Source organism: Pseudomonas sp. DVZ6, assembly GCF_024259445.1.
GTDB lineage: Bacteria > Pseudomonadota > Gammaproteobacteria > Pseudomonadales > Pseudomonadaceae > Aquipseudomonas > Aquipseudomonas peradeniyensis.
Genome location: NZ_JANCLM010000009.1, coordinates 56179 through 80487 on the forward strand (window position 1 = coordinate 56179; position 24309 = coordinate 80487).

The 24309-nt window shown below is 65.1% G+C and carries 20 protein-coding genes; 13 read left to right on the forward strand and 7 right to left on the reverse strand.

The genetic code is table 11. From position 1 onward, the window contains the following. Window positions 1-55: 55 nt before the first annotated feature. The 3 genes from ligB to NMG10_RS07330 all read right to left on the reverse strand — a co-directional run bounded on the left by ligB (window position 56) and on the right by NMG10_RS07330 (window position 4074). Window positions 56-1726, reverse strand: coding sequence for an NAD-dependent DNA ligase LigB (gene ligB / locus NMG10_RS07320; RefSeq protein ID WP_254464078.1), 1671 nt, complete (start codon window positions 1724-1726; stop codon window positions 56-58). 145 nt (window positions 1727-1871) lie between these two features. Then, window positions 1872-3062: a methionine adenosyltransferase gene (gene metK / locus NMG10_RS07325; protein WP_186715851.1), complete on the reverse strand. Its 1191-nt coding sequence runs from the start codon at window positions 3060-3062 to the stop codon at window positions 1872-1874. A gap of 19 nt (window positions 3063-3081) precedes the next feature. After that, window positions 3082-4074, reverse strand: a complete 993-nt coding sequence (locus NMG10_RS07330; protein ID WP_203648263.1) for a metalloregulator ArsR/SmtB family transcription factor — start codon at window positions 4072-4074, stop codon at window positions 3082-3084. A gap of 326 nt (window positions 4075-4400) precedes the next feature. On the opposite strand from NMG10_RS07330, the gene tkt reads away from it, so the two are divergent. The 13 genes from tkt (at window position 4401) to NMG10_RS07395 (ending at window position 17583) form a co-directional block, all read left to right on the forward strand. Further along, the gene (gene tkt, locus NMG10_RS07335; protein WP_254464079.1) at window positions 4401-6398 is read left to right on the forward strand and encodes a transketolase; all 1998 of its coding nucleotides are present in this window, start codon (window positions 4401-4403) and stop codon (window positions 6396-6398) included. A gap of 150 nt (window positions 6399-6548) precedes the next feature. Then, window positions 6549-7610: an erythrose-4-phosphate dehydrogenase gene (gene epd, locus NMG10_RS07340; protein WP_110734779.1), complete on the forward strand. Its 1062-nt coding sequence runs from the start codon at window positions 6549-6551 to the stop codon at window positions 7608-7610. A 12-nt stretch (window positions 7611-7622) separates the two neighbouring features. After that, window positions 7623-8786, forward strand: coding sequence for a phosphoglycerate kinase (locus NMG10_RS07345; protein WP_254464080.1), 1164 nt, complete (start codon window positions 7623-7625; stop codon window positions 8784-8786). A gap of 32 nt (window positions 8787-8818) precedes the next feature. Continuing rightward, window positions 8819-9037: a hypothetical protein gene (locus NMG10_RS07350; RefSeq protein WP_203648248.1), complete on the forward strand. Its 219-nt coding sequence runs from the start codon at window positions 8819-8821 to the stop codon at window positions 9035-9037. 160 nt (window positions 9038-9197) lie between these two features. Beyond that, window positions 9198-9527 carry an MliC family protein gene (locus NMG10_RS07355; RefSeq protein WP_110734782.1) on the forward strand — a complete coding sequence of 110 codons (330 nt, stop codon included), beginning with the start codon at window positions 9198-9200 and terminating at the stop codon, window positions 9525-9527. A 100-nt stretch (window positions 9528-9627) separates the two neighbouring features. After that, entirely contained in the window at window positions 9628-10692 is a 1065-nt protein-coding gene (gene fba / locus NMG10_RS07360) for a class II fructose-bisphosphate aldolase (protein WP_232856288.1), read from the forward strand. A gap of 224 nt (window positions 10693-10916) precedes the next feature. Further along, the gene (locus NMG10_RS07365) at window positions 10917-13034 is read left to right on the forward strand and encodes a bifunctional diguanylate cyclase/phosphodiesterase (protein WP_254464081.1); all 2118 of its coding nucleotides are present in this window, start codon (window positions 10917-10919) and stop codon (window positions 13032-13034) included. A 38-nt stretch (window positions 13035-13072) separates the two neighbouring features. After that, a complete protein-coding gene (locus NMG10_RS07370; protein WP_254464082.1) occupies window positions 13073-13573 on the forward strand; it encodes a M48 family metallopeptidase in 501 nt (166 codons plus the stop codon). A gap of 14 nt (window positions 13574-13587) precedes the next feature. Beyond that, window positions 13588-13890, forward strand: coding sequence for a helix-turn-helix domain-containing protein (locus tag NMG10_RS07375; protein WP_254464083.1), 303 nt, complete (start codon window positions 13588-13590; stop codon window positions 13888-13890). Between the two features lie 155 nt (window positions 13891-14045). Beyond that, complete coding sequence (locus tag NMG10_RS07380; protein WP_203648242.1) at window positions 14046-14675, forward strand: transcriptional regulator; 630 nt, start codon at window positions 14046-14048, stop codon at window positions 14673-14675. Window positions 14676-14773: 98 nt separating this feature from the next. Continuing rightward, the gene (locus NMG10_RS07385) at window positions 14774-15751 is read left to right on the forward strand and encodes a threonine/serine dehydratase (protein WP_254464084.1); all 978 of its coding nucleotides are present in this window, start codon (window positions 14774-14776) and stop codon (window positions 15749-15751) included. Continuing rightward, window positions 15748-16695: an ornithine cyclodeaminase family protein gene (locus tag NMG10_RS07390; RefSeq protein WP_254464085.1), complete on the forward strand. Its 948-nt coding sequence runs from the start codon at window positions 15748-15750 to the stop codon at window positions 16693-16695. The genes NMG10_RS07385 and NMG10_RS07390 overlap by 4 nt, the downstream gene beginning before the upstream one ends. 150 nt (window positions 16696-16845) lie before the next feature. After that, window positions 16846-17583, forward strand: coding sequence for an ABC transporter substrate-binding protein (locus tag NMG10_RS07395; RefSeq protein ID WP_254464086.1), 738 nt, complete (start codon window positions 16846-16848; stop codon window positions 17581-17583). 126 nt (window positions 17584-17709) lie between these two features. On the opposite strand, the gene yccS is transcribed toward NMG10_RS07395, so the two are convergent. From yccS to mdtD, 4 genes are all read right to left on the reverse strand, one after another. Continuing rightward, window positions 17710-19893: a YccS family putative transporter gene (gene yccS, locus NMG10_RS07400; protein WP_254464087.1), complete on the reverse strand. Its 2184-nt coding sequence runs from the start codon at window positions 19891-19893 to the stop codon at window positions 17710-17712. Between the two features lie 210 nt (window positions 19894-20103). Continuing rightward, window positions 20104-21285 (reverse strand): NAD(P)/FAD-dependent oxidoreductase, encoded by a 1182-nt coding sequence (locus NMG10_RS07405; protein ID WP_232856294.1) that lies wholly within the window; start codon window positions 21283-21285, stop codon window positions 20104-20106. 138 nt (window positions 21286-21423) lie between these two features. Then, window positions 21424-22761: an ATP-dependent RNA helicase DbpA gene (gene dbpA / locus NMG10_RS07410; RefSeq protein ID WP_231845326.1), complete on the reverse strand. Its 1338-nt coding sequence runs from the start codon at window positions 22759-22761 to the stop codon at window positions 21424-21426. 112 nt (window positions 22762-22873) lie between these two features. Then, window positions 22874-24301 carry a multidrug transporter subunit MdtD gene (mdtD, locus tag NMG10_RS07415; RefSeq protein ID WP_203648234.1) on the reverse strand — a complete coding sequence of 476 codons (1428 nt, stop codon included), beginning with the start codon at window positions 24299-24301 and terminating at the stop codon, window positions 22874-22876. Between the last annotated feature and the right edge of the window lie 8 nt (window positions 24302-24309).

Below are 24309 nucleotides of genomic sequence, written 5' to 3' on the forward strand. Positions count from 1 at the left end.
GGCTCCATTCGAGGCTGGGCAGCAGAAAACGAAATGCTGCCTTGATCTGCGCAAATTAGAAACCCTCGATTGCATGGGTGCGCAGGTTTCGGGCCAGCTCCTGAACCCGCTCGTGGGCGAAAAAAGCCTGCAATTGCTCTGCTCGACCAGGTCCGACGCCAGGTTCGGCAAGCCATTGCTCTATGTTTCTGGATGCCAGTGTGTGCCAGTCGGGGCCCATTTGCAGGCTGGACGGTGCGGGTACGCCGAGGCCTCGCAGCCAGCGTTTGAACGGCTGCTGGCGGGCCTGAGAGAAAGCAGTCTGCAATTGCCTGGCCCGTGCCTGGGCGATCCCGGGTACCTCGAGCAGCTGTTTCTGATCGAGGTTCAGCCAATCGGTCAACTGCACGATATGGCCACTTTCGACAAGACGTTTCCAGGTTTCGGTCCCCAGGCCCGGCAGGTCCAGTCCCTGCTTGCCGCCCAGCCAGGCCAGGCGGGCAAGGAACTGCTGCTGGCAGCCATCGTCGACCTGCCAGCAACTGAAGGCGTTATAAACAGACGGATCCGGAGCCTGAACCTCGGGACGCCGGGCGGCGCGATGCACCACGCTTTCCAGGCGTGGGATGGTCATGCCGGCCAGGCTGACCGCGATCTGGTCACCGGGCCGGACGTCCAGCTGCCTCCAGCGCGCCAGCGAGCTAAGGCTGAGCTGGCTGATCCGGCGATCGTCCAGGGTCAGCGGCTGCAACAGCAGCAAGGGTGTGATGCGCCCGGTACGGCCGATTCGGAACTGCACCTCCCTGACCTGCGCCAGCGCCTGGGCGAACGGGTATTTCCAGGCAGCGATCCAGTAGGGCGCCTGGGCGCGCCAGCGCTGTGCTGCGGGGCGGCTGTCCTGGCGCAGGATCACGCCGTCGCTGGCGAAGGGCAGGGGCGAGCGGTACCAGTGCTGACGCCAGCGCGCAACCTCGGCGACATCCTCGATGGCCACGCTCAAGCGTTGACTGTTCGGAAAACCAAGCGCTGTCAGCTGCGCCAGGCGTTCGGCCTGGTTGTCCGGGCCGTGCGGCCAGTCCCAGACGAACAGGCCGATGCCCGCGCCTTGTTCCTCGGTCATCCGCTTGCGTGCCAGCAGCCCGGCGACGGAGCCGCGGGCGTTGGCGCTGCCTGCTTCTGCTTGCACGTGGTGGTCCAGGCGCCAGTACAGCTCACCCTGGAACACACTGTCCAAAGGTTGGGAAAGTTGTCGCACGATACCGCTCAGCGCCGGGATGTGCCGGCTCCAGTCGTGCCCTAGTGTGCCGTCGCCACGGCTGAGCAGGCCTGTCAGTTGGCCCTGGCGGTAGATCAGTGACACCGCGACGCCGTCGACCTTCGGCTGCATCCAGATGTCGCGTTTGCCCAGCAGCCAGCGGGCTACGGCCTGCTCGTCGGCAAGCTTGTCGACACCGGTATGGGGGATCGGATGGGGGATAGTGCCGCGGGCGCTCGCCAGCGGAGCGTCGTCGTGGGAAAGACCAAAGCAGGCTTGAAGCTCCAGCAGGTGCTGGCGGCTTTGATCGTAGAGTTCGTCGGCCACCAGGGCGATACCCTGGCGATGGTACTGGTCGTCCCAGTGGGCGAGGGTGGCGCGCAGCCGGGCGACCTCGGCCTCGGCCTGCGCCGAGTCCCAGGCCGGGCACACACCCGCCAGGACAACGGGGTGGTGCAACAGCAGCGCTACGACTATCAGCAGTAATGGCATGGCCGGCATCCTTGCAAGGCGGGAAGGAGTTCTCAGCCTAGGCGGGTGACGGCGTGGGCGACGGTGGGCATTTGTCAGCCCATATGTCACAAAAAAGCCCCTGCCGATCACTCGGCAGGGGCTTTCCGGTACTGCTGTAGGAGGCTTACAGGCCAGCGGCGTCGCGCAGGGCGGCGGCGCGGTCGGTGCGCTCCCAGGTGAAGGTGGTGAAGGTGTCGTCGCCGACGGTCTTCTGCTGCGGCGTACGGCCGAAGTGACCGTAGGCGGCGGTTTCCTGGTACATCGGATGCAGCAGGTCGAGCATGGTGGTGATGGCGTACGGACGCAGGTCGAAGCACTCGCGCACCAGCTGCACGATCTTGTCGTCGGAGACCTTGCCGGTACCGAAGGTGTTGATCGAGATGGAGGTCGGCTGGGCTACGCCGATGGCGTAGGACACCTGGATCTCGCAGCGCTCGGCCAGGCCCGCGGCAACGATGTTCTTGGCCACGTAGCGGCCGGCGTAGGCGGCGGAACGGTCGACCTTGGACGGGTCCTTGCCGGAGAACGCGCCACCGCCGTGGCGGGCCATGCCGCCGTAGCTGTCGACGATGATCTTGCGGCCGGTCAGGCCGCAGTCGCCCACCGGGCCACCGATGATGAAGTTGCCGGTCGGGTTGATGTGGTACTGAGTGTCCTTGTGCAGCAGCTCGGCCGGCAGGGTGTGCTTGACGATCAGCTCCATCACCGCTTCCTGCAGGTCTTTCTGCGAAACCTCAGGGTTGTGCTGGGTCGACAGCACCACGGCATCGATACCGACTACCTTGCCGTTTTCGTAGCGGCAGGTGACCTGCGACTTGGCGTCCGGGCGCAGCCATGGCAGCAGCTTGGACTTGCGCGCTTCGGCCTGGCGCTCGACCAGACGGTGCGAGAAGCAGATCGGCGCCGGCATCAGCACGTCGGTCTCGTTGCTGGCGTAGCCGAACATCAGGCCCTGATCGCCGGCACCCTGGTCTTCAGGGCGCGAGCGATCGACACCCTGGGCGATATCCACCGACTGCTTGCCGATGATGTTCATCACGGCGCAGGTGGCACCGTCGAAGCCGACGTCGGAGCTGTTGTAGCCGATGTCGATGATCACTTTACGCACCAGCTCTTCCAGGTCGACCCAGGCCGAGGTGGTGACTTCACCGGCGATGATGGCGACACCAGTCTTGACCAGGGTCTCGCAGGCCACGCGGGCGTACTTGTCCTGGGCGATGATGGCGTCCAGCACCGCGTCGGAGATCTGGTCGGCGATCTTGTCCGGATGCCCTTCGGACACGGACTCGGAGGTGAAAAGGGAGTATTCGCTCATCTCGATGGGTTCCTGAAATTTACCGATGTTGTATGTCGCCAGTGGTCCGCTGGAAGTGCCGGACCTGGATCTGGAAACCGTTACGCAAGCCCACGTAGAGGCTGTCCCCGGGGGCCAGCCCTGCCGCGTTGGCCCAACGGGCCAGGTCGTCCTGCTCGAAGCCAAGCCACAGGTCGCCGCAGGCTTCGCGGGCCCACCCCTGGTCATGGCTGCACAGCTCGGTGACCAGCAGGCTGCCGCCCGCCTTCACCCGTCTGGCCAGCAGGCGCAGGGCCTGGGCCGGGTCGCTGAAATGGTGCAGGACCATGTTCAGCACAACGCAGTCGGCTTCCACATCCGTTGCACCCAGTGCATCGGCCAACTGCAGGTTTACGTTACTCAATTCGTTGCGCTCGCAGACCTGGCGGGCCAGCTCGAGCATGGTCGGGCTGTTGTCCATGGCCGTGACCTGCTCGAAGCGCCTGGCCAGGTCGGGCAAGAAACCGCCGTCGCCGGGGCCGACCTCCAGGGCGCTGGCGCCCGCGTCGAAGCTCAGCTTGTCGAGCAGTGCCAGCAGGCTTTCGCGGTACTGCGGCAGGCCGGCGATCAGGTCCTGCTGGGCGCGGAACTTCTCTTCCACGCGCAGGAAGAAATCCTGGCTGGTGGCGGCGCGACGCTGCTGGACCTGGGCGATGCGAGCCTGCACTGCTTGAGGCAGGGCGAGGTCGTCGACCTCCTCGAGCAGCGCCGAATGCAGACGGCCGCCCAGGCGCTGGCTGTCGGGCAGGGCGCGGCGGTAGAAGATCGCGTTGCCTTCGCGGCGGGTCGCCACCAGCTCGGCCTGGGCCAGCACCTTCAGGTGATGGCTCATGCCCGACTGACCGATGTCGAAGATCTGCGCCAGCTCCAGCACGCCGAACGAATCATTGGCCAATGCGCGCAGCACGTTCAGGCGCAGGGGGTCGCCGCCGGCCTTGCACAGGGCGGCCAGCTCGTCGCTGCGTTGTGGGGTGATGGGCGCATTGAGGTTCATGGGGCGGGAGTCTAGACAGGCATCGTTACCCTAGCAAGACCAATATCAAAAAGTTTTGATATTGGTCGATGGGCGGAGGATCGGTTCGCCTGTGCGGGCCTCTTCGCGGGTAAACCCGCTCCCACAGAGATCGCGCAGACCTGTGGGAGCGGGTTTACCCGCGAAGAAGTCGACGGCAATCCCGCTGTTTTCACCCAAATTGCCGAACAAACACAGGAAAAAAACCCGACTGCGACCATACGTCATTGCCCCCGGCCCCCCCTGTGGGCGAAAATGGCCGCCTTTTTTCGCTTCACCACCTATTTCAAGCCCCAGGAGACTCAGCGATGCCCAGCCGTCGTGAACGTGCCAACGCCATTCGTGCCCTCAGCATGGATGCCGTGCAAAAGGCCAACAGCGGCCACCCAGGTGCCCCCATGGGTATGGCGGATATCGCCGAAGTGCTTTGGCGCGATTACCTGAAGCACAACCCGAGCAACCCAAGCTTTGCCGACCGCGACCGCTTCGTGCTGTCCAACGGCCACGGCTCGATGCTGATCTACTCGCTGCTGCACCTGACCGGCTACGACGTCACCATCGACGACCTCAAGGCCTTCCGCCAGCTGCACAGCCGCACCCCGGGCCACCCGGAGTTCGGTTACACCCCGGGCGTCGAGACCACCACCGGCCCGCTGGGCCAAGGCCTGGCCAACGCCGTGGGCTTCGCCCTGGCGGAAAAAGTGCTGGGTGCCCAGTTCAACCGTGAAGGCCACGACATCGTCGACCACAACACCTACGTGTTCCTCGGCGACGGCTGCATGATGGAAGGCATCTCCCATGAAGTCGCCTCGCTGGCCGGCACCCTGGGCCTGAACAAGCTGGTCGCCTTCTACGACGACAACGGCATCTCCATCGACGGCGAAGTCCACGGCTGGTTTACCGACAACACCCCGGCGCGCTTCGAAGCCTACAACTGGCTGGTGATCCGCAACGTCAACGGCCACGACGCCGACGAGATCAAGACCGCCATCGAGACCGCGCGCAAGAGCGACCGTCCGACCCTGATCTGCTGCAAGACCATCATCGGCTTCGGCTCGCCGAACAAGCAGGGCAAGGAAGACTGCCACGGCGCACCGCTGGGCAACGACGAAATCGCCCTGGCCCGCAAGGAACTGAACTGGAACCACGGCCCGTTCGAAATCCCGGCCGACATCAAGGCCGAGTGGGATGCCAAGGAAGCTGGCGCCAAGGTCGAAGCCGAGTGGAACCAGCGCTTCGACGCCTACGCCAAGGCCTATCCTGAGCTGGCTGCCGAGTTCAAGCGCCGCGCCGCCGGCGACCTGCCGGCCGACTTCTCCGAGAAGGCCCAGGCCTACATCAACGAAGTTGCTGCAAAGGGCGAGACCATCGCCAGCCGTAAGGCCAGCCAGAACACCCTGAACGCCTTCGGTCCGCTGCTGCCAGAGTTCCTCGGTGGCTCCGCCGACCTCGCCGGCTCCAACCTGACCCTGTGGAAAGGCTGCAAGGGCGTCGAAGCCAACGATGCCAGCGGCAACTACGTGTTCTACGGCGTGCGCGAGTTCGGCATGACCGCCATCATGAACGGCGTCGCCCTGCACGGCGGCCTGGTGCCTTACGGCGCCACCTTCCTGATGTTCATGGAATACGCCCGCAACGCCGTACGCATGTCGGCGCTGATGAAGCAGCGCGTGATCCACGTCTACACCCACGACTCCATCGGCCTGGGCGAAGACGGTCCGACCCACCAGCCAATCGAGCAGCTGACCAGCCTGCGCAGCACGCCGAACCTGGACACCTGGCGTCCGGCCGATGCGGTGGAATCCGCCGTGTCCTGGAAAGCCGCCCTGGAGCGCAAGGACGGCCCGTCGGCGCTGATCTTCTCGCGCCAGAACCTGCAGCACCAGACCCGCGACGCCCAGCAGATCGCCGATATCGCCCGTGGCGGTTACGTGCTCAAGGACTGCGCCGGCGAGCCTGAGCTGATCCTGATCGCCACCGGCTCCGAAGTGGGCCTGGCCGTTCAAGCCTTCGACAAGCTGACCGCGGACGGCCGCAAGGTCCGCGTCGTGTCGATGCCGAGCACCAGCGTGTTCGACGCCCAGGACGCAGCCTACAAGCAGTCGGTACTGCCGCTGGAAGTTGGCGCGCGTATCGCCATCGAAGCCGCTCACGCCGACTTCTGGTACAAGTACGTCGGCCTCGAAGGCCGCGTGATCGGCATGACCACCTACGGCGAGTCGGCCCCGGCCAGCGCGCTGTTCGAGGAGTTCGGCTTCACCCTGGACAACATCCTGGGTACCGCCGAAGAGCTGCTGGAAGACTGATACAGGTAAGGCGAGGGCCTTTGGCCCTCGTTCGCGGCACAAGGCCGCTCCTACAGGGCATTGCGCACGCCGTTTCCTGTAGGAGCGGCCTTGTGCCGCGAATGGGCCGCGCAGCGGCCCCGTTCAACCGCCGGAGTTCAAGAGCTACCTATGCCCCACCCGCGTCCCTACAAAGTTGCACTCAACGGTTACGGCCGCATCGGCCGCTGTGTCCTGCGCGCACTGTTCGAGCGGGGGGCGAAGGCCGGTTTCGAGATCGTCGCGCTGAACGACCTGGCCGACCAGGCCAGCCTGGAATACCTGACGCGCTTCGACTCCACCCACGGGCGTTTCCCCGGCGAGGTGAAGGTCGACGGCGACTGTCTGCATATCAATGGCGACTGCGTGAAAGTACTGCGCAGCGCCACCCCGGAAGGCATCGACTGGGCCGCCCTGGACATCGACCTGGTGCTGGAATGCTCCGGTGCCTACCACACCCGTGCCGACGGCCAGCGCTTCCTCGACGCCGGCGCGCCGCGGGTGCTGTTTTCCCAGCCCATGGCCAGCGAGGCGGACATCGACGCCACGGTGGTCTACGGCGTCAACCAGGATTGCCTGACCGGCAGCGAGCTGCTGGTGTCCAACGCCTCCTGCACCACCAACTGCGGCGTGCCGCTGTTGCGCGTGCTGGACCAGGCTTTTGGCATCGAGTACGTGCAGATCACCACCATCCACTCGGCGATGAACGACCAGCCGGTGATCGACGCCTACCACCACGAAGACCTGCGCCGCACCCGTTCGGCGTTCCAGTCGGTGATTCCGGTTTCCACGGGCCTGGCCCGGGGTATCGAACGCCTGCTGCCGGAACTTGCCGGGCGAATCCAGGCCAAAGCGGTACGCGTGCCGACGGTAAACGTCTCGTGCCTGGACATCACCCTGCAGACTTCCCGCGATACCACCACCGAGGAAGTCAACCGGGTGCTGCGCGAGGCCGCCCTGGACGGCCCGCTGAAAGGCTTGCTGGCCTACACCGAGCTGCCCCACGCCAGTTGTGATTTCAACCATGACCCGCATTCGGCCATCGTCGATGCCAGCCAGACCCGTGTCTCAGGCCCCCGCCTGGTGAACCTGCTGGCCTGGTTCGACAACGAATGGGGGTTTGCCAACCGTATGCTCGACGTTGCCGAACACTATCTGCACGTCGTACACCCAACCCGCAGCAAACAGCCCTGAAGGACTGCATTCATGACCGTGTTGAAGATGACCGACCTCGACCTGCAAGGTAAGCGCGTACTGATCCGCGAAGACCTCAACGTCCCTGTGAAGGACGGTGTGGTGGCCAGCGACGCGCGTATCCTGGCAGCGCTGCCGACCATCAAGCTGGCCCTGGAGAAGGGCGCGGCGGTGATGGTCTGCTCGCACCTGGGCCGCCCGACCGAAGGCGAGTTCTCTGCCGAGAACAGCCTCAAGCCGGTTGCCGACTACCTGGGCAAGTCCCTGGGCCGCGACGTGCCGCTGGTCGCCGACTACCTCGACGGCGTTCAGGTGCAGGCCGGTGACCTGGTGCTGTTCGAAAACGTGCGCTTCAACAAGGGCGAGAAGAAGAACGCCGACGAGCTGGCGCAGAAATACGCCGCCCTGTGCGATGTGTTCGTGATGGACGCCTTCGGCACCGCCCACCGCGCCGAAGGCTCCACCCATGGCGTCGCCAAATTCGCCAAGGTCGCTGCCGCAGGCCCCCTGCTGGCAGCCGAGCTGGATGCCCTGGGCAAGGCCCTGAAGGCACCGGCCAAGCCGATGGCGGCCATCGTTGCCGGCTCCAAGGTCTCCACCAAGCTGGACGTGCTGAACAGCCTGAGCACGGTCTGCGACCAGCTGATCGTCGGTGGCGGCATCGCCAACACATTCCTCGCCGCCGCCGGTCACCCGGTCGGCAAGTCGCTGTACGAGCCTGACCTGGTCGAGACCGCCAAGGCCATCGCCGCCAAGGTCAGCGTACCGCTGCCGGTGGACGTGGTGGTCGCCAAGGAGTTCGCCGAAAGCGCCGAAGCCACCGTCAAGGCGATCGCCGACGTGGCCGCCGACGACATGATCCTGGACATCGGTCCAAAGACCGCCGAGCAGTTCGCCGAGTTGCTGAAGACCTCGAAGACTATCCTGTGGAACGGTCCGGTCGGTGTGTTCGAGTTCGACCAGTTTGGCAACGGCACCAAGGTCCTGGCCAAGGCCATCGCCGACAGCGCCGCGTTCTCCATCGCCGGTGGCGGTGACACCCTGGCGGCCATCGACAAGTATGGCGTGGGTGCCGATATCTCCTACATTTCTACCGGTGGCGGCGCGTTCCTCGAGTTCGTCGAAGGCAAGGTCCTGCCTGCCGTGGCAATCCTGGAAGAGCGGGCCAAGGCCTGAGCGTGAAGGCGCCTGGCAAAGGGAGCGACCTGATGGTCAAGCAATTGCCTGTGATGATCGTGGCCTTGTTGCTGGGCGCCTGCGCCGGCAACAAGGGCAGCGAAGCCGATCCGGCGCAGCCGCCCAAGGGCGGTTGCTACCAGTCCCAGTGGCAGGCGGAGACGGCACCGGTGATCAACAAGCGCCTGGGGCCGGACGGCCTGGAAAAGTACGACGACGAACACCAGCGCAAGGCCGTGGGCTGCCCTTGATCGGGTGGCTGGCAACCACGCCTGGGTTTTGTGGTCTTGGAAGAGGGGCTGCTGCGCAGCCCTTTGCGGGTAAACCCGCTCCCACAGGGAATGCACTGACCTTGTGGGAGCGGGTTTACCCGCGAAGGGCCGCGCAGCGGACCCATGACGAGGTTTTAGGATGAAAGCGCTTCTGGCCGCATTGGCCCTGGCGACCCTGGCAGGCTGCTCGCTGTTGCAGCCTGCCAAACCCGCCCCGGCGGATAACTGGACCCGCTGGGTCTGCGACAGCCAGGCCGAAGTGCTGTGGCGATTCGCCGACGCGCAGCAGGACGCGGTCGATGTCCGTCTCGGCGGTGGCGACCAGGTCCATCGGCTCAAGGCCGAGCCGGGTGCCTCCGGCGCGCTGTACAGCGATGGCATGCTGGCCTTCCACACCAAAGGTGAAGAAGGCCTGGTGTACTGGGTGGCGACCAACGATCTGATTGGGCGGGGCTGCAAGGCACCGTGACTGGCCGGGCCACGTAGATGGCCCACACTACTTGAACAGCAACCGCCCCTGCGGCAGGCTTGCATGAAACAAACGACGCTTGTCGGGAGAGAGATACACAATGGCACTCATTAGCATGCGCCAGATGCTGGACCACGCCGCCGAGTTCGGCTACGGCGTTCCGGCTTTCAACGTCAACAACCTCGAGCAGATGCGCGCGATCATGGAAGCCGCCGACGCCACCGACTCTCCGGTCATCGTCCAGGCCTCGGCCGGCGCCCGCAAGTACGCTGGTGCCCCGTTCCTGCGCCACCTGATCCTGGCCGCCATCGAAGAGTTCCCGCACATCCCGGTGTGCATGCACCAGGACCATGGCACCAGCCCTGACGTGTGCCAGCGCTCGATCCAGCTGGGCTTCAGCTCGGTGATGATGGACGGCTCGCTGAAGGAAGACGGCAAGACCCCGTCCGACTATGACTACAACGTCCGCGTCACCCAGCAGACCGTGGCGTTCGCCCACGCCTGCGGCGTGTCGGTGGAAGGTGAGCTGGGCTGCCTGGGCAGCCTGGAAACCGGCCAGGCCGGCGAGGAAGATGGCGTTGGCGCCGAAGGCATCCTGGACCACAGCCAGATGCTGACCGACCCGGAAGAAGCCGCCGACTTCGTCAAGAAGACCCAGGTCGATGCCTTGGCCATCGCCATCGGCACCAGCCACGGCGCCTACAAGTTCACCAAGCCGCCAACCGGTGACATCCTGGCGATCGATCGCATCAAGGAAATCCACAAGCGCATCCCCAACACCCACCTGGTGATGCACGGTTCCTCCTCGGTGCCGCAAGAGTGGCTGGCGATCATCAATCAGTACGGTGGCGACATCAAAGAAACCTACGGCGTGCCGGTCGAAGAAATCGTCGAAGGCATCAAGTACGGCGTGCGCAAGGTCAACATCGACACCGACCTGCGCTTGGCCTCGACCGGTGCCATGCGTCGTCTGATGGCGACCAACCCAAGCGAGTTCGACCCACGCAAGTTCTTCGGTGAAACCGTCAAGGCCATGCGCGACGTGTGCATCGCTCGCTACGAAGCCTTCGGTACCGCCGGCAACGCCTCGAAGATCAAGCCGATCTCCCTGGAAGGCATGTTCCAGCGTTACGCCAAGGGTGAACTGGCCGCCAAGATCAACTGATCCGGCACCGTTCAACAAAAAAAGCCCGCAGTGATGCGGGCTTTTTTGTGCCTGCTGGTTTGCGCGTCCCGTACGTCGCCTCTCCACCGCTTATACCGTTAGTCGGCTAACATCAATTCCGATGGCGTATAGCCATCTGCCTGCATTGCGTCTTCGGGTGCCGAGTCTAGAGTAACAATCGGATCCAATCACAAGTCGAAGTTGGACTTACCAAGAGAAGCAGCATGGATGGCGCTTATTCACAATCACCGGAAAGCAGCTCGGTGCTGCTGGTCGTAGACGACTATCCGGAGAACCTCATCAGCATGCGGGCCCTGTTGTCCCGCCAGGATTGGCAGGTATTGACTGCCAGTTCAGGGATGGAAGCCCTGAGCACCCTGCTCGAACACGAAGTCGACCTGGTCCTGCTCGACGTGCAGATGCCCGAGATGGACGGCTTCGAGGTGGCCCGCCTGATGCGCGGCAGCCAACGCACGCGGCTGACCCCGATCATCTTCCTCACCGCCAACGAACAGTCCGATGCCGCTGTGCTCAAAGGCTATGCCAGCGGCGCGGTGGACTACCTGTTCAAACCCTTCGACCCGCAGATTCTCAAGCCCAAGGTCCAAGCCCTGCTGGAGCAGCAGCGCAACCGGCGCATGCTGCAGCGTCTGACCCGTGAACTGGAGTCGGCGCGGGCCTTCAACGCCTCGATCCTGGAGAACGCCGCCGAGGGTATCCTGGTGGTGGACGAGGCGGGCTGCATCGGCTTCGCCAACCCGGCCATCTCGCGCCTGCTCGATGCCCCGGTGGACAAGCTGCAGGGCGCGCACATGCTCGACCTGATCCAGCTACCCTGCGCCAACCTGTGGCATGAGTCGGACTTCTACCAGGCCTACCTGGGCCGGCAGATCTTTCGCGTGCACGATGCCCAGTTGCGCACCCTCGGTGGTCAGCTGGTGCCGGTGGCGCTGTCCTGCGCGCCGCTGCCCGCCGAGCAGAAGGCCATGGTGGTGACGGTGCTGGACATGTCGGTGGTGCGCAGCCTGCATCAGCAGCTCGAGTACCAGGCGGTTACTGACCCGCTGACCGGATTGCTCAACCGTCGTGGCTTCTATCAGGCCGCCGAGAGCGCGCTGCTGCGCAACGAGCGCTCGGACAAGGCCAAGGCCTTGATGTACATGGACCTGGACGGCTTCAAGCGGATCAACGACCTGCTTGGCCACGAGGCCGGTGACAAGGTCCTGCGCTGGGTGGCCGATCAGCTCAAGGAGTGCCTGGGCAGCGAGGCGCTACTGGCCAGGATGGGTGGCGACGAGTTCACCGCGCTGTTCGATGGCCTGCCGTACCCCGAGCAAGCCGGGCGCTATGCCGAGAAGCTGCTGGAGCGGATGTCGAGCTTCCAGCAGGTGGACGGCCTGGAGGTCAACCTGGGGGTGAGTATCGGCATCGCCACCTACCCTGACTGCGGCGCCAACGTGGAAGGCCTGCTGCGGGCAGCCGATGCCGCGATGTATGCGGCCAAGCAGGCCGGCCGCCAGCAGTACCGCTTCTACGACCAGGAGCTCAATGGCCGCGCCCGCTCGCGGCTGATGCTCGAGGACAGCGTGCGCACGGCCATCGAGCAGAACGACTTCAGCCTGGTCTACCAGCCCCAGGTGGCGTTCGCCGATGGCCGGCTGCGCGGCTTCGAGGCGCTGTTACGGTGGAAGCACCCGAGTGTCGGCGATGTGCCGCCCGGGCTGTTCATTCCCTTGTTGGAAGAGGCGCGCCTGATCAACCGCCTGGCCAGCTGGATCTATCGCAAGGGCGCCGCGCAACGCAATGCCTGGAGTGATCGATTCGGTTCGCAGCTGGTGCTGGGCATCAGCCTGAGCCGCGCCCAGTTCACCATGCCCGGGTTGGTCGATGAACTGGCCCAGGTGATCGACAAGCACCAGCTGCAGCCCGCCCAGTTGGAGGTGGAGGTGGCCGAGACGTCGCTGATGTACAACATCGACGCGGCGGTGAAGCAGGTGCACCGCCTGCGTGAGCTGGGCATACGCGTGGCGCTGGACGACTTCGGCGCCGGTGACTGCTCGTTGCGCATGCTGCGCGACCTGCCCATCGACACCCTCAAACTTGACCGCCACCTGGTTGCGCGACTGCCGGACTCGGCGGCGGACATCGCCCTGGTGCGCAGCGTCATCGGCCTGTGCGCGGCCTATGACATCACGGTGATTGCCGAGGGCGTGGAGACCCAGGCCCAGGCCGAATGGCTCAAGGATGCCGGCTGCGCCTACGTGCAGGGGTTCCTGGTCGCCCGTCCGCTGACCGCCAGCGATGCCGGCAACTTCCCGGTGGTTTTCCCATGGGCGTCGTGATTGGCTAAACTCGCGTCTTCTCGTTCCGAACGCCTGCCATGACCGCCTTACGCTACCTGCAAGCCTATCCGCCGCACCTGCAGGAACAGGTGCGCCAGATGATCGCCAGCGATCGCCTGGGCGACTACCTGCGCCAGCGCTACCCCGAGCGTCATGACGTGCAGAGCGACAAGGCGCTGTACGGCTATGCCCAGGAAATCAAGCAGCAGTACCTGCGCAGCGCGCCGCCGCTGGACAAGGTGCTGTTCGACAACCGCCTGGACCTCACCCACCGTGCATTGGGCCTGAACACGGCGGTGTCGCGGGTGCAGGGCGGCAAGCTCAAGGCCAAGAAGGAAATCCGCGTCGCCTCGTTGTTCCGCGAGGCAGCGCCGCAGTTTTTGCGCATGATTGTGGTGCATGAGCTGGCGCACCTGAGGGAGCGCGATCACAGCAAGGCGTTCTACCAGCTCTGCCAGCACATGGAGCCGGACTACCATCAACTTGAATTCGACCTGCGCGTCTACCTGACCTATCGGGAACTGCCGGGCAATACCTGAGGGACAAGCACCCCATGACCACGGAAGTGAGCAAGACCCGCAGCAGCTTCTACCGCCGCCTCTACGTGGCCTGGCTGATCGACAGCCAGACCGCCACCAGCGTGCCGGCGCTGATGGAAGCGACCGGCATGCCGCGGCGCACCGCGCAGGACACCATCGCCGCCCTGGCCGACCTGGATATCGTCTGCGAGTTCGAGCAGCAGGCCGGGGCGCGCAACCATGCCGGGCACTACCGCATCCGCGACTGGGGGGCGATCGACAAGCAGTGGATCATCCAACACCTGCGCCAGCTGCGCGACGTGCTGGGTTATCCCTGACAGGCCATGTCCTCTGTGGGAGCGGCTTTAGCCGCGAAACAGACACCGCGCTGTATGGCACGGGCTACGCCCGTGTTCGCGGGCAAGCCCGCTCCCACAGGGACTGCGCAAGTTTTCAGGTTTTGAGCAATACACCCAATTTTCAGGATGTTCCGATGTCTGCCAAGGCCACCAATACACGCTTCAGCAACTACGCCGCCATGGCCGATGGTGTCGCGACCCTGTTGTTCCCCCATGCCGAAGTGGTGGTCCACGACCTGCGCAGCCAGACGGTCGTGCATATCGCCAACAATATTTCCAGACGGCAGTTGGGCGACGACTCGGCGCTGGAGGATCTGCCGGGCGAGCTCAGCGCCACAACGCCGCTGGGGCCCTACGAGAAGCTCAACTGGAACGGTCAGAAAGTGCGTTCGATCAGCAGCGTCATGGTCGATGAGTCAGGGGCTGCCGAGGCGCTGCTGTGCATCAACTTCAACATCTCGGTGCTGGAGCAGGCCAAGCAGGCACTGGACCTGTTCTTCCAGGCCAGCCGCTTGCTGCCCCAACCAGACGTGCTGTTCCGTGATGACTGGCAGGAGCGCATCAACACCTTCCTGCATGCCTGGCTCAGGCAGCATGGCTTGAGCCTCGACGGGCTCAGCCGGGAGCAGAAACGCGAGCTGGTCGAGGCCCTGCACGGGGAAGGTGCCTTCCGCGGCGGCGGTACGTTCGACTACGTGGCCAATATCCTCGGCATGGGCAGGGCGACGGTCTACAAGTATGTGAAGCTCGCTCGGGAGGCCTAGTTTCCAGGCTTGTGCTTGGTGGAAAAATATTCTACGGTGGATTTTTATTCCATGTTGCGTTGGCACCTGCCTGTCGCTTTCCGAGGAGATTCCACCCCATGCCTATCGACGATCTGGCGCTCGAGCAGCTGTACCAGTCCATTCTCCAGGCTCATCAGGCCTTGCGCCCGCAGGTGCCGGTGACACCGCTGGCACGCAGCCTGGCGCTCTCGGCCATGACTGGCTGCGACGTCCATCTCAAGTGCGAACACCTCCAGCTGACCGGTTCGTTCAAGTTCCGCGGCGCCAGCAACAAGCTGCGGCTGCTGGGCGAGGCGCAACGCAGCAGGGGGGTTATCGCTGCTTCCTCGGGCAATCATGGGCAAGGGCTTGCCCTGGCCGGTCAGCTGCTGGACGTGCCGGTGACGGTGTATGTCAGCGATGAAGCCTCGCCGGCCAAGATCGAGGCGATGCGTCAGCTGGGGGCGCAGGTGCAGGTCCTGGAGGCCGATTCGCTGGGGGCGGAGCAACTGGCTCGTGAGGAGGCTGGGTGTCAGAACAAGCCATTCGTCTCACCTTACAACGATCTGGAGGTCATCGCCGGGCAGGGGACCATCGGCATGGAACTGTTCGAGCAGGCGCCGGACCTGGACGCGGTGTACGTCGCGGTGGGCGGCGGCGGGATGGTCTCCGGCATCGCCACCGCACTGCACAAGCTGGCGCCGTCGGTGCAGATCATCGGCTGCTGGCCGGCCAACGCGCCGACCCTGCAACGCTCCATCGAACAAGGCCGGATCATCGAGATGGAAGAGTTGCCCACCCTGTCCGACGGCACCGCCGGTGGCGTGGAGCCGGACGCGGTCACCTTGCCCATTTGCCAGCGCCTGCTGACGCGCACCGTGCTGGTCAGCGAGGACGAGATCAGGCAGGCCATGCGTGATGCCGCTGCTTGCGAGCGCTGGATCATCGAAGGCGCTGCCGCCGTCGCGCTGGCAGGCATGAAGCAGCTGGCCGGGCACTACCAGGGCAAGAAGGTGGCGGTGGTGTTGTGCGGGCGCAACATCCAGCTGGAGAAATACCTGGAGGCCATCGCATGAAGATCCACGACCTGCAGGCGATCAAGGCCTGCCTCGACCTTGACGCGATCGAGCGGCGGCTGGTGGACGGTTTCAAGGCCTACAGTGCGGGCCAGGTGCAGGCCCCGCCGGTGCAGACTTTCCAGTTCCCCCAGGCCAATGGTGATTGCTGTATCAAGTCGGCGTATCTCGAAGGCGGCGAAACCTTCGTGGTCAAGGTCTCCAGTGGTTTCTACGACAATCCGGGTAAAGGCCTGCCCAGCAATGACGGCTTGATGCTGGTGCTGTCGGCCCGCACCGGTGAACCGTTGGCCTGGCTGGCCGACCAGGGTTGGCTGACCGCCGTGCGCACAGCCTTGGCCGGGCGCATTGTTGCCCGCCTGCTGGCGCCTCGCGAGGTCGAGGCCATCGGCATGCTTGGCACCGGTCTGCAGGCCCGCCTGCAACTGGAGTACCTGATGCCGCTGACGAACTGCCGCCAGGTGGTTGTCTGGGGGCGCAGTGCGCAGGGCCTGTCGGACTACCGTGAGCATGCCCGGGCGCTGGGCTTCAGCGTGCAGACGGTCGGGCAGCCGCAGGCTGTCGCGCAGGCGGCCAACCTGATCGTCACCACTACCCCGTCACGTGAGCCGTTGCTCAGGCGCGAGTGGGTTCGTCCCGGTACCCATATCACGGCGGTCGGCGCGGACTGCATCGGCAAGCAGGAGCTGGATGCGGCGCTGGTCGCTTCGATGTCGCGAATCATCGTCGACTCGCAGGCCCAGTGCGGTGCCTATGGCGAGGTTTCCCACGCGCTCAAGGCGGGGTTGTTCGAACCTTCGCGCCTGCTGGAGCTGGGCGCGGTGCTGGCCGGCCAGGGAACGGGGCGTCAGGATCAGTACGAGGTCACCTTGGCCGACCTGACCGGTGTCGCGGTGCAGGATACGCAGATTGCCCAGTGGGTCTTCGAACGCCTGCGCGGTTGAACGATGAAATTATCCACAGTCCGGCCAAAATAGAGGCAATTTGACAGTATTGTCGCGTGCTACAACGATCAGCCTTGTGTAGGCTCCCAGAACAGTAGTCGTTAAGATCGCCGTTACCGCGTGGGTTACCAATTGCGAAAGGACTTGAGCATGCGGCCACTGCTTTGCGTTCTTGGTTTGCTCGGGCTGTTGTGCGCGGGGCCTGCCCTGGCCCATGGCAAGCTGCGGCTGGTGGCCGACAGCTGGCCGCCTTTTACCGACACCGGCATGCCTGGGGGCGGCCTGGCCACCAGCATCGTCACCACGGCGCTGACCCGCGCCGGCTACGCCACCGAGTTCGAGGAGGTGCCCTGGGCCAGGGCGCTGATGGGCGTGGGCGAGGGGCGCTACGATGTGCTGATCAACGCTTGGTACAACAATGACCGTACCTTGATCGGCCAGTTCTCCGACGCCTACCTGGTCAACCGCATCCGCCTGCTCAAGCGCGAGGGTGAAGCGTTCGCCTATGCGCGCCAGTCCGACCTGTATCCCTACACCATCGCCGTGGTGCGCGATTACGCCTATTCCCCCGAATTCGACAGCGACGAGCGCCTGAACAAGGTGCTGGTGCGCAACTTCTCGTCCGCCGTGCGCATGCTGGCGGCCGGGAGGGTCAACCTGGCGGTGGAGGATGAGTACGTGGCGCGCTACAACCTGCAGCGCGAGCCGCAGCCGGTGCGGGAGGGGGTAGCGTTCGTCGACCCGCCGCTGAGCGAGAACAGCCTGCATATCCTGGTCAGCCTCAAACATCCCGAGCACCAGAAGATCGTCGCCCGCTTCGAGAAGGCCATCGCCACGATGAAGGCCGACGGCAGCTACGACCGGTTGCTGCGCCAGCATGGGTTCTGATCTTGTACCGTGTTGATGCCTTCGCGGGTAAACCCGCTCCCACAGGTCGGGAGCCGTCTTCAGGTGCAATGCGTTCCCTGTGGGAGCGGGTTTACCCGCGAAAGGGCCGGTACAGGGGGCTGAATTTCAGGCCGGCTCACCTTCCTTGATCAAATGCCCCGCCAAGGTCCGCAACGGCCCCAGTTGCCGGCAGATCAACGCCAGTTGCGTCTGCACCAGCCGCTGATGCTCGTCCAGCTCCTCCGGCATCTGCTCCAGCGCATTGGCCAGGGCTTCCTCGGCGTCGCTGTGGATCGCCACCGGCAAGCGCGCCGCCAGGCCATTGGCGATTTCGTCGAGGCTGCTGGCCAGGCTTCGCCCGGCGCCATCGATCAGCTGCTCGTGGACCTCGGCCGGCAGCGCCGTGTCGCGGTGCGCCCCCAGCCCCGAGAGGTAGCTGAGCAAGGTGTGCGACAGCACCAGGAAGCGGAAGCCGACATCGGCTTCCTTACGAAAGTGCCCCGGTTCCATCAGCATGTTGGCCAGGGTGGTGGACAGCGCCGCGTCGGCGTTGTGCGCGTTGCGCCGGGCCAGGCGATAGGCCAGGTCGTCGCGCTTGCCGTGGGCGTATTGCTGCATGATCTGACGCAGGTACTCGCTGGCGCAGGCCAGGGTGTTGGCCAGCACCTTGTTCAGCCGCCGGCCTTGCCAGTCGGGCAGGAACAGGAATACCGCGAGAATGGCGATCAGGCTGCCCACCAGGGTATCGAACAGGCGCGGCAGGAACAGGCCGTAGCCATCGCCGATCTGGTTGAAGCAGAACAGCACCATCAGGGTGATCGCCGCCGTGGCCAGGGTGTAGCGGGTGGTGCGATTGACGAAGAACACCACCCCGGCGACCACCGCGAACAGCGACTGGATGATCGGGTTGGGGAACAGGTCGAACAGCGCCCAGCCCACGGTCAGACCGATGGCGGTACCGAAAATCCGCTGCACCAGTTTGCGCCGGGTTGCGCCATAGTTGGGCTGGCAGACGAACAGTGTGGTGAGGATGATCCAGTAGCCTTGAGTCGGGTGGATCAGGTGCACCATGCCATAGCCCACCGACAGCGCCAACGACAGGCGTAAGGCATGGCGGAACAGCAGCGAGGTCGGCGTCAGCTGGGTGCGCAGGCGTTTCCACACATCCTTGAGGTTGCGTGGCGAGCGGTCGAGCAGGCTGCTGTCGCTGGCATCGGCCAGGCTGTCCGGATTGCTCGCGGCGCTGAGCAGTCGGTCCAGGGTGGCCAGGTTTGCCGCCAGCGCCCGCAGCGAGCGCAGCAGGCCGCGCCAGGCCGGGTTGCTCTGGATGCGCAGGTGCTCGAGCGAAGCATTGAGGTCTTCCAGGGCCTCGGGGTAGCCGCTGGCGAGCACAAAGGGCTGGCGCAGGCGGATCGAGCGGGCCAGCTCCTGGCAGGATGAGCCCTGCTTTCGCAGCAGGCGCTGGCAGCGGAACATCACGTCGCTGTGGAAAAAAGCGTCGGTCAGCGCATTGTAGGGGTAGTGCGAGGCACTGACCCGCTCATGGATGTCCTGGGCCAGGAAGTACAGCTTGAGGTAGCGGCTGACCTTGGAGTTGGGCTGGCTGTTGCCGACCCGGTGCAGGATGATTTCCTTGGCCGCGTTGAGCGCCGCCACCACCCTGCCGTTCTGCTTGGCCAGCTCCAGGCGCGTGGCCTCGACGTCGAGGGTACGCACCGGCTCGAACAGGCTGGCCTTGAGCTTGAGGTAGCTGCCCAGTTCAAAGAACAGCCTGGCCAGGCTCTGCTGTACCGGCTGGTTGGAGAACAGCGCCTGCCACAGCACCGACAGCAGCCCGTACCAGGCCGCCCCCGCCACCAGCAGCAACGGCTCGTGCCAGAAATCGCTGACTTCACCACCGCGCTGGTCGACGCCAATCATGGTATAGACCGACAGGATCAGCGTGGCCGAGGCGATCGCCCCGTAGCGTTCGCCCAGGGCGCCGAGCATGGTCAGGGAAAACGCCGCCAGGGCCAGGGCGACGGCGAAGATCCAGGGGTAGGGGAACAGCAGCTCGACCGACAGCGCGGCGATGGCAAAGCAGCCCAGGGTCACCAGCAGGGCGCTGAGCCGGCCTTGCCAGCCATCGTCGGTCTCGGCCAGGGCGCTGGCGATGATGCCGAGGAACAGCGGAATCAGCAGGCTCATCTCGTTCTGGTACCAGCACCAGGCCATGCTGCCGGTGAGGGCGATGGTCACGCGGATGGCGTAGCTGAACTTGTCTTGGCCCCACAGGCGACGCAATGAATGGCGGAACGAGCTCGATGACATGATGGCCCTGGGCTGAGATCGGTTGAATACCTTTGAGGCCGTTTGGGGCCGCTGTGCGGCCCTTTCGCGGCACAAGGCCGCTCCTACAGGAGATCGCGTCCCTCTGTAGGAGCGGCCTTGTGCCGCGAAAGGGCTGCGCAGCAGCCCCAATAAATGGCGCTCCAGCACAGACCAGCAAGAAGCGTTCCGTGCTGCTGAATGGATTCTACTCTACACGAACTGCGCCGCCGCGTTGGCCGAAGCCCAGGCCCACTGGAAGTTGAAACCACCCAGGTGCCCGCTCACGTCCAGCACCTCGCCGATGAAGTACAGCCCAGGGCTTTTCAGCGACTCCATGGTCTTGGACGACACCTCGCGGGTATCGACACCGCCCAAGGTCACCTCGGCGGTGCGATAACCCTCGGTACCGGCCGGGATCACCTGCCAGGCCGCCAGTTTTTCGGCGATCTGGGTCAATTCCGCCGGGGTGTACTGCTTCAATGGTTTCGAAACGAACCACTGTTCGGCCAGCAGGTTGGCCAGCTTGCGGGTGAATACCTCGCCCAGCACGGTCTTCAGCTCGCTGTTGGGGCGCTCGACCTGCTGGCCCTGCAGCCACTCCAGCGCATCGCGATCAGGCAGCAGGTTGATCTCCAGCGTGTCGCCGGCTTCCCAGAACGACGAGATCTGCAGGATCGCCGGGCCGCTCAGGCCGCGGTGGGTGAACAACAGGTTCTCGCGGAAGCTCGTGCCATTGCAGCTGGCGACGCAGTCCAGCGAGGTGCCCGACAATTCAGTGCACAGTGCCTTGAGCTGGGGCTCGGTGATGGTGAACGGCACCAGGCCGGCGCGGGTCGGCAACAGTTCATGGCCGAACTGGCGGGCGACCTGGTAGCCAAAGCCGGTGGCGCCCAGGGTCGGGATCGACAGGCCGCCGGTGGCGATCACCAGCGACTGACAGGCGAACGGGCCGGCGCTGGTCTGCAGGGTATAGCCGCTTTCGGTCTTGTCGATCCGCTCGATGCTGGTGTTCATGCGCAGCTCGGCGCCGGCCTCGTCGCATTCGGTCAGGAGCATGTCGAGGATGTCGCTGGACTTGTTATCGCAGAACAGCTGGCCGAGCTTCTTCTCGTGGTACGGCACGCCGTGCTTGCACACCAGCTCGATGAAGTCCCACTGGGTGTAGCGGGCCAGCGCCGACTTGCAGAAGTGCGGGTTGTGCGAGAGGAAGTTGGCCGGCTCAGTATACATGTTGGTGAAGTTGCAACGCCCGCCGCCGGACATGAGGATCTTCTTGCCCGGCTTGTTGGCGTGGTCGAGCAGCAGCACCCGGCGCCCGCGGCGGGCGCTGAGCTGGGCACACATCAGGCCGGCGGCGCCGGCGCCGAGGATGATCACGTCGGTGGAGTGCACGGTGTTACCTCTTCAGAATTGCCGGGGCTGCCTTGCAGCCCTTTCGCGGCACAAGGCCGCTCCTACAGGATGTACGCGATCCCCCTGTAGGAGCGGCCTTGTGCCGCGAAAGGGCCGCAAAGCGGCCCCAAAAATAGGTCAGACGATACGGACTTTGAGGGCACGACCCTTGATCTTGCCGCTGTTCAGCCGCTGCATCGCCTGCTTGGCCACCGCCCGCTCCACGGCCACGAACGCCACGAAATCGAAGATGGCGATCTTGCCCACCTGCTTGCCTGGCAACCCGGCATCGCCGGTCAGCGCGCCGAGGATGTCGCCCGGGCGCAGCTTGTCCTTGCGCCCGGCGCCGATGCACAGGGTGGTCATCGTCGGCAGCAGCGGCTCGCCGCCCTTGCTCTTGAGGTTGTCCAGCTGTTCCCAGCGCAGCGGCTTGTTCTGCAGGTCCTCGATGGCCTGGGCGCGGTGGCCTTCGGCAGGGGCCACCAGGCTGATCGCCACGCCCTTCTCACCGGCGCGACCAGTACGGCCGACGCGGTGCACGTGGATCTCGGCGTCACGGGCCAGCTCGACGTTGATCACCAGGTCCAGGCCGTCGATGTCCAGGCCGCGGGCGGCCACGTCGGTGGCCACCAGCACCGAGCTGCTGCGGTTGGCGAACATCGTCAGCACCTGGTCGCGGTCGCGCTGCTCCAGGTCGCCGTGCAGGGCCTGGGCGACGATGCCCTTGGCGGTCAGGTGGGTGACCAGGTCCTCGCACTGCTGCTTGGTGAAGCAGAACGCCACGCAGGACTGCGGGCGATAGTGGCCGAGCACGCGGGTCACCGCTTCCAGGCGCTGCTGCGGGTCGATCTCGATGAAGCGCTGTTCGATCTGGCTGTCGCTGTGCAGCGCCTCGACCTTGACCTGCTGCGGCTGGCGCATGAAGTCCTTGGCCAGTTGCTCGATGCCGGCCGGGTAGGTGGCGGAGAACAGCAGGGTCTGGCGGCGCGACGGGGTCTTGCCGATGATGCTGGCGATGGCGTCGAAGAAGCCCATGTCGAGCATGCGGTCGGCTTCGTCCAGGACCAGGGTGTTGAGACCGTCGAGCACCAGGGTGCCTTTGTCCAGGTGCTGCTGGATGCGCCCCGGGGTGCCGACGATGATGTGCGCGCCGTGTTCCAGCGAGGCGATCTGCGGGCCGAGCGAGACGCCGCCGCACAGGGTGAGGATCTTGATGTTGTCCTCGGCGCGGGCCAGGCGGCGTAGCTCCTTGGCCACCTGGTCGGCCAGTTCGCGGGTCGGGCACAGCACCAGGGCCTGGCAGCCGAAGTAACGTGGGTTGATCGGGTTGAGCAGGCCGATGCCGAAGGCGGCGGTCTTGCCGCTACCGGTCTTGGCCTGGGCGATCAGGTCCTGGCCCTTGAGGATGACCGGCAGGCTCTGGGCCTGGATCGGCGTCATCGAGGCGTAGCCCAGGGCGTCCAGGTTGGCCAGCATGGCGGCGGACAGCGGTAGGGTGGCAAAAGCGGTGTTTTCAACGGTCACGAGGCGGGCCTGCGGTGCGAAGCGAAAAATGCCGCATAGTCTACCAGCCTCAAAGCCATTCGCCCTACGACTCGACGTGATGTTCCGGACGACGGGCGCGCCTTCCGTCCGTCGGCGCCAGTTGCAGGAAGATCGCCGCCGCCAGCATGGCCATCACGCCGATGGTGACGAAGGTCAGTTGGAACGCGCCCAGCGTGCTCTCCACGCCATCGCCGCTGCCGGCCGCGGTGAAACCGCCGAGCAAGGCGCCGGCGCAGGCCACGCCCAGGCTCAGCGACAGTTGCGCGACCACTGACAGCAGGCTGTTGCCGCTGCTGGCGCTGGCGTCGTCGAGGTCGATCAGCGTCACCGTGTTCATTGCCGTGAATTGCATCGAGTTGACCGCGCCCAGCAGCGCCAGTTGCCCCAGCAGCACGGCATAGGGCGTCTGCTCGTCGACCAGCCCCAGGCTGGCCAGCAGCAGGCCCAGCAGCAGGGTGTTGCCGGTCAGCACGATGCGGTAGCCCAGGCGCTCGATCAGCGGCCGGGCGATGGACTTGGCGAGCATCGCCGCCGCCGCCAGCGGGATCATGCTCATGCCGGCCTGGGCCGGCGAGTAGCCCAGCGCCACCTGCAGCAGCAACGGCACAAGGAAGGGCAGGGCGCCGCTGCCCAGGCGGGCGAACAGGTTGCCGAGAATGCCGATGGCAAAGGTCCGTACGCGAAACAGCGAGGGCGAGAACAGCGGCTCCGGGTCACGCCCGGCGCGCAGCCAGTAGGCGGCGAGGCAGGCCATGCCGGCGAACAGCAACAGCATCACCCGCAGGTGTGGCAGGTGCAGTTCGCCCAGGCCTTCCATGGCGATGGTGATCAGCACCATCGCCGCGCCGAACAGCAGGAAGCCCGGGCCATCGAAGCTGGTGCGTTCGGCGCCGCGCAGGTCGGGGATGAACTTCCACACGGCGTAGCAGCCCAGTGCGCCCACCGGCAGGTTGATCAGGAAGATCCAGTGCCAGCTGAGGATCTCCACCAGCCAGCCACCCAGGGTCGGGCCCAGCAGCGGGCCGAGCAGGCCGGGGATGGTGATGAAACTCATGATCCGCACCAGTTCCGAGCGCGGGTAGGCGCGCAGCACCACCAGGCGCCCGACCGGCAGCATCAGCGCGCCGCCCAGGCCCTGGATGACCCGGGCGAGGATCAGGAAGCCGAGGCTGTTGGCCATGGCGCACAAGAGCGAGCCGAAGCTGAACAGCAGGATGGCGCTGAAGAAGATGCGTTTGGTGCCGAAACGGTCGGCGATCCAGCCCGAGGCCGGGATCAGCAGGGCCACGGTGAGCATGTAGGCGATGATCACCCCCTGCATGCGCAGCGGGTCTTCGGCCAGGGAGCGGGCCATGGCCGGCAGCGCGGTGTTGAGGATGGTGCCGTCGAGAGACTGCATGAAGAAGGCGATGGCCACCACCCAGGGGATCCAGCGGGCGGTGACGGGGTCCAGTGGTGCGCGATCGGACATCAGCTACC

What these genes read in the sequence shown, in the direction of transcription:
- NMG10_RS07355 (WP_110734782.1), top strand. Translation starts at nt 9,198, where the DNA reads ATGAAAGCGCTTCTGGCCGCATTGGCCCTGGCGACCCTGGCAGGCTGC.
- NMG10_RS07385 (WP_254464084.1), top strand. Translation starts at nt 14,774, where the DNA reads ATGCCTATCGACGATCTGGCGCTCGAGCAGCTGTACCAGTCCATTCTC.
- mdtD (WP_203648234.1), bottom strand. Translation starts at nt 24,301, where the DNA reads ATGTCCGATCGCGCACCACTGGACCCCGTCACCGCCCGCTGGATCCCC.
- fba (WP_232856288.1), top strand. Translation starts at nt 9,628, where the DNA reads ATGGCACTCATTAGCATGCGCCAGATGCTGGACCACGCCGCCGAGTTC.
- dbpA (WP_231845326.1), bottom strand. Translation starts at nt 22,761, where the DNA reads ATGCTGGCCAACCTGGACGCCCTGGGCTACGCCTCGATGACGCCGATC.
- NMG10_RS07375 (WP_254464083.1), top strand. Translation starts at nt 13,588, where the DNA reads ATGACCACGGAAGTGAGCAAGACCCGCAGCAGCTTCTACCGCCGCCTC.
- NMG10_RS07330 (WP_203648263.1), bottom strand. Translation starts at nt 4,074, where the DNA reads ATGAACCTCAATGCGCCCATCACCCCACAACGCAGCGACGAGCTGGCC.
- NMG10_RS07390 (WP_254464085.1), top strand. Translation starts at nt 15,748, where the DNA reads ATGAAGATCCACGACCTGCAGGCGATCAAGGCCTGCCTCGACCTTGAC.
- NMG10_RS07365 (WP_254464081.1), top strand. Translation starts at nt 10,917, where the DNA reads ATGGATGGCGCTTATTCACAATCACCGGAAAGCAGCTCGGTGCTGCTG.
- NMG10_RS07370 (WP_254464082.1), top strand. Translation starts at nt 13,073, where the DNA reads ATGACCGCCTTACGCTACCTGCAAGCCTATCCGCCGCACCTGCAGGAA.
- metK (WP_186715851.1), bottom strand. Translation starts at nt 3,062, where the DNA reads ATGAGCGAATACTCCCTTTTCACCTCCGAGTCCGTGTCCGAAGGGCAT.
- epd (WP_110734779.1), top strand. Translation starts at nt 6,549, where the DNA reads ATGCCCCACCCGCGTCCCTACAAAGTTGCACTCAACGGTTACGGCCGC.
- NMG10_RS07380 (WP_203648242.1), top strand. Translation starts at nt 14,046, where the DNA reads ATGTCTGCCAAGGCCACCAATACACGCTTCAGCAACTACGCCGCCATG.
- NMG10_RS07350 (WP_203648248.1), top strand. Translation starts at nt 8,819, where the DNA reads ATGGTCAAGCAATTGCCTGTGATGATCGTGGCCTTGTTGCTGGGCGCC.
- yccS (WP_254464087.1), bottom strand. Translation starts at nt 19,893, where the DNA reads ATGTCATCGAGCTCGTTCCGCCATTCATTGCGTCGCCTGTGGGGCCAA.
- tkt (WP_254464079.1), top strand. Translation starts at nt 4,401, where the DNA reads ATGCCCAGCCGTCGTGAACGTGCCAACGCCATTCGTGCCCTCAGCATG.
- NMG10_RS07345 (WP_254464080.1), top strand. Translation starts at nt 7,623, where the DNA reads ATGACCGTGTTGAAGATGACCGACCTCGACCTGCAAGGTAAGCGCGTA.
- ligB (WP_254464078.1), bottom strand. Translation starts at nt 1,726, where the DNA reads ATGCCATTACTGCTGATAGTCGTAGCGCTGCTGTTGCACCACCCCGTT.
- NMG10_RS07395 (WP_254464086.1), top strand. Translation starts at nt 16,846, where the DNA reads ATGCGGCCACTGCTTTGCGTTCTTGGTTTGCTCGGGCTGTTGTGCGCG.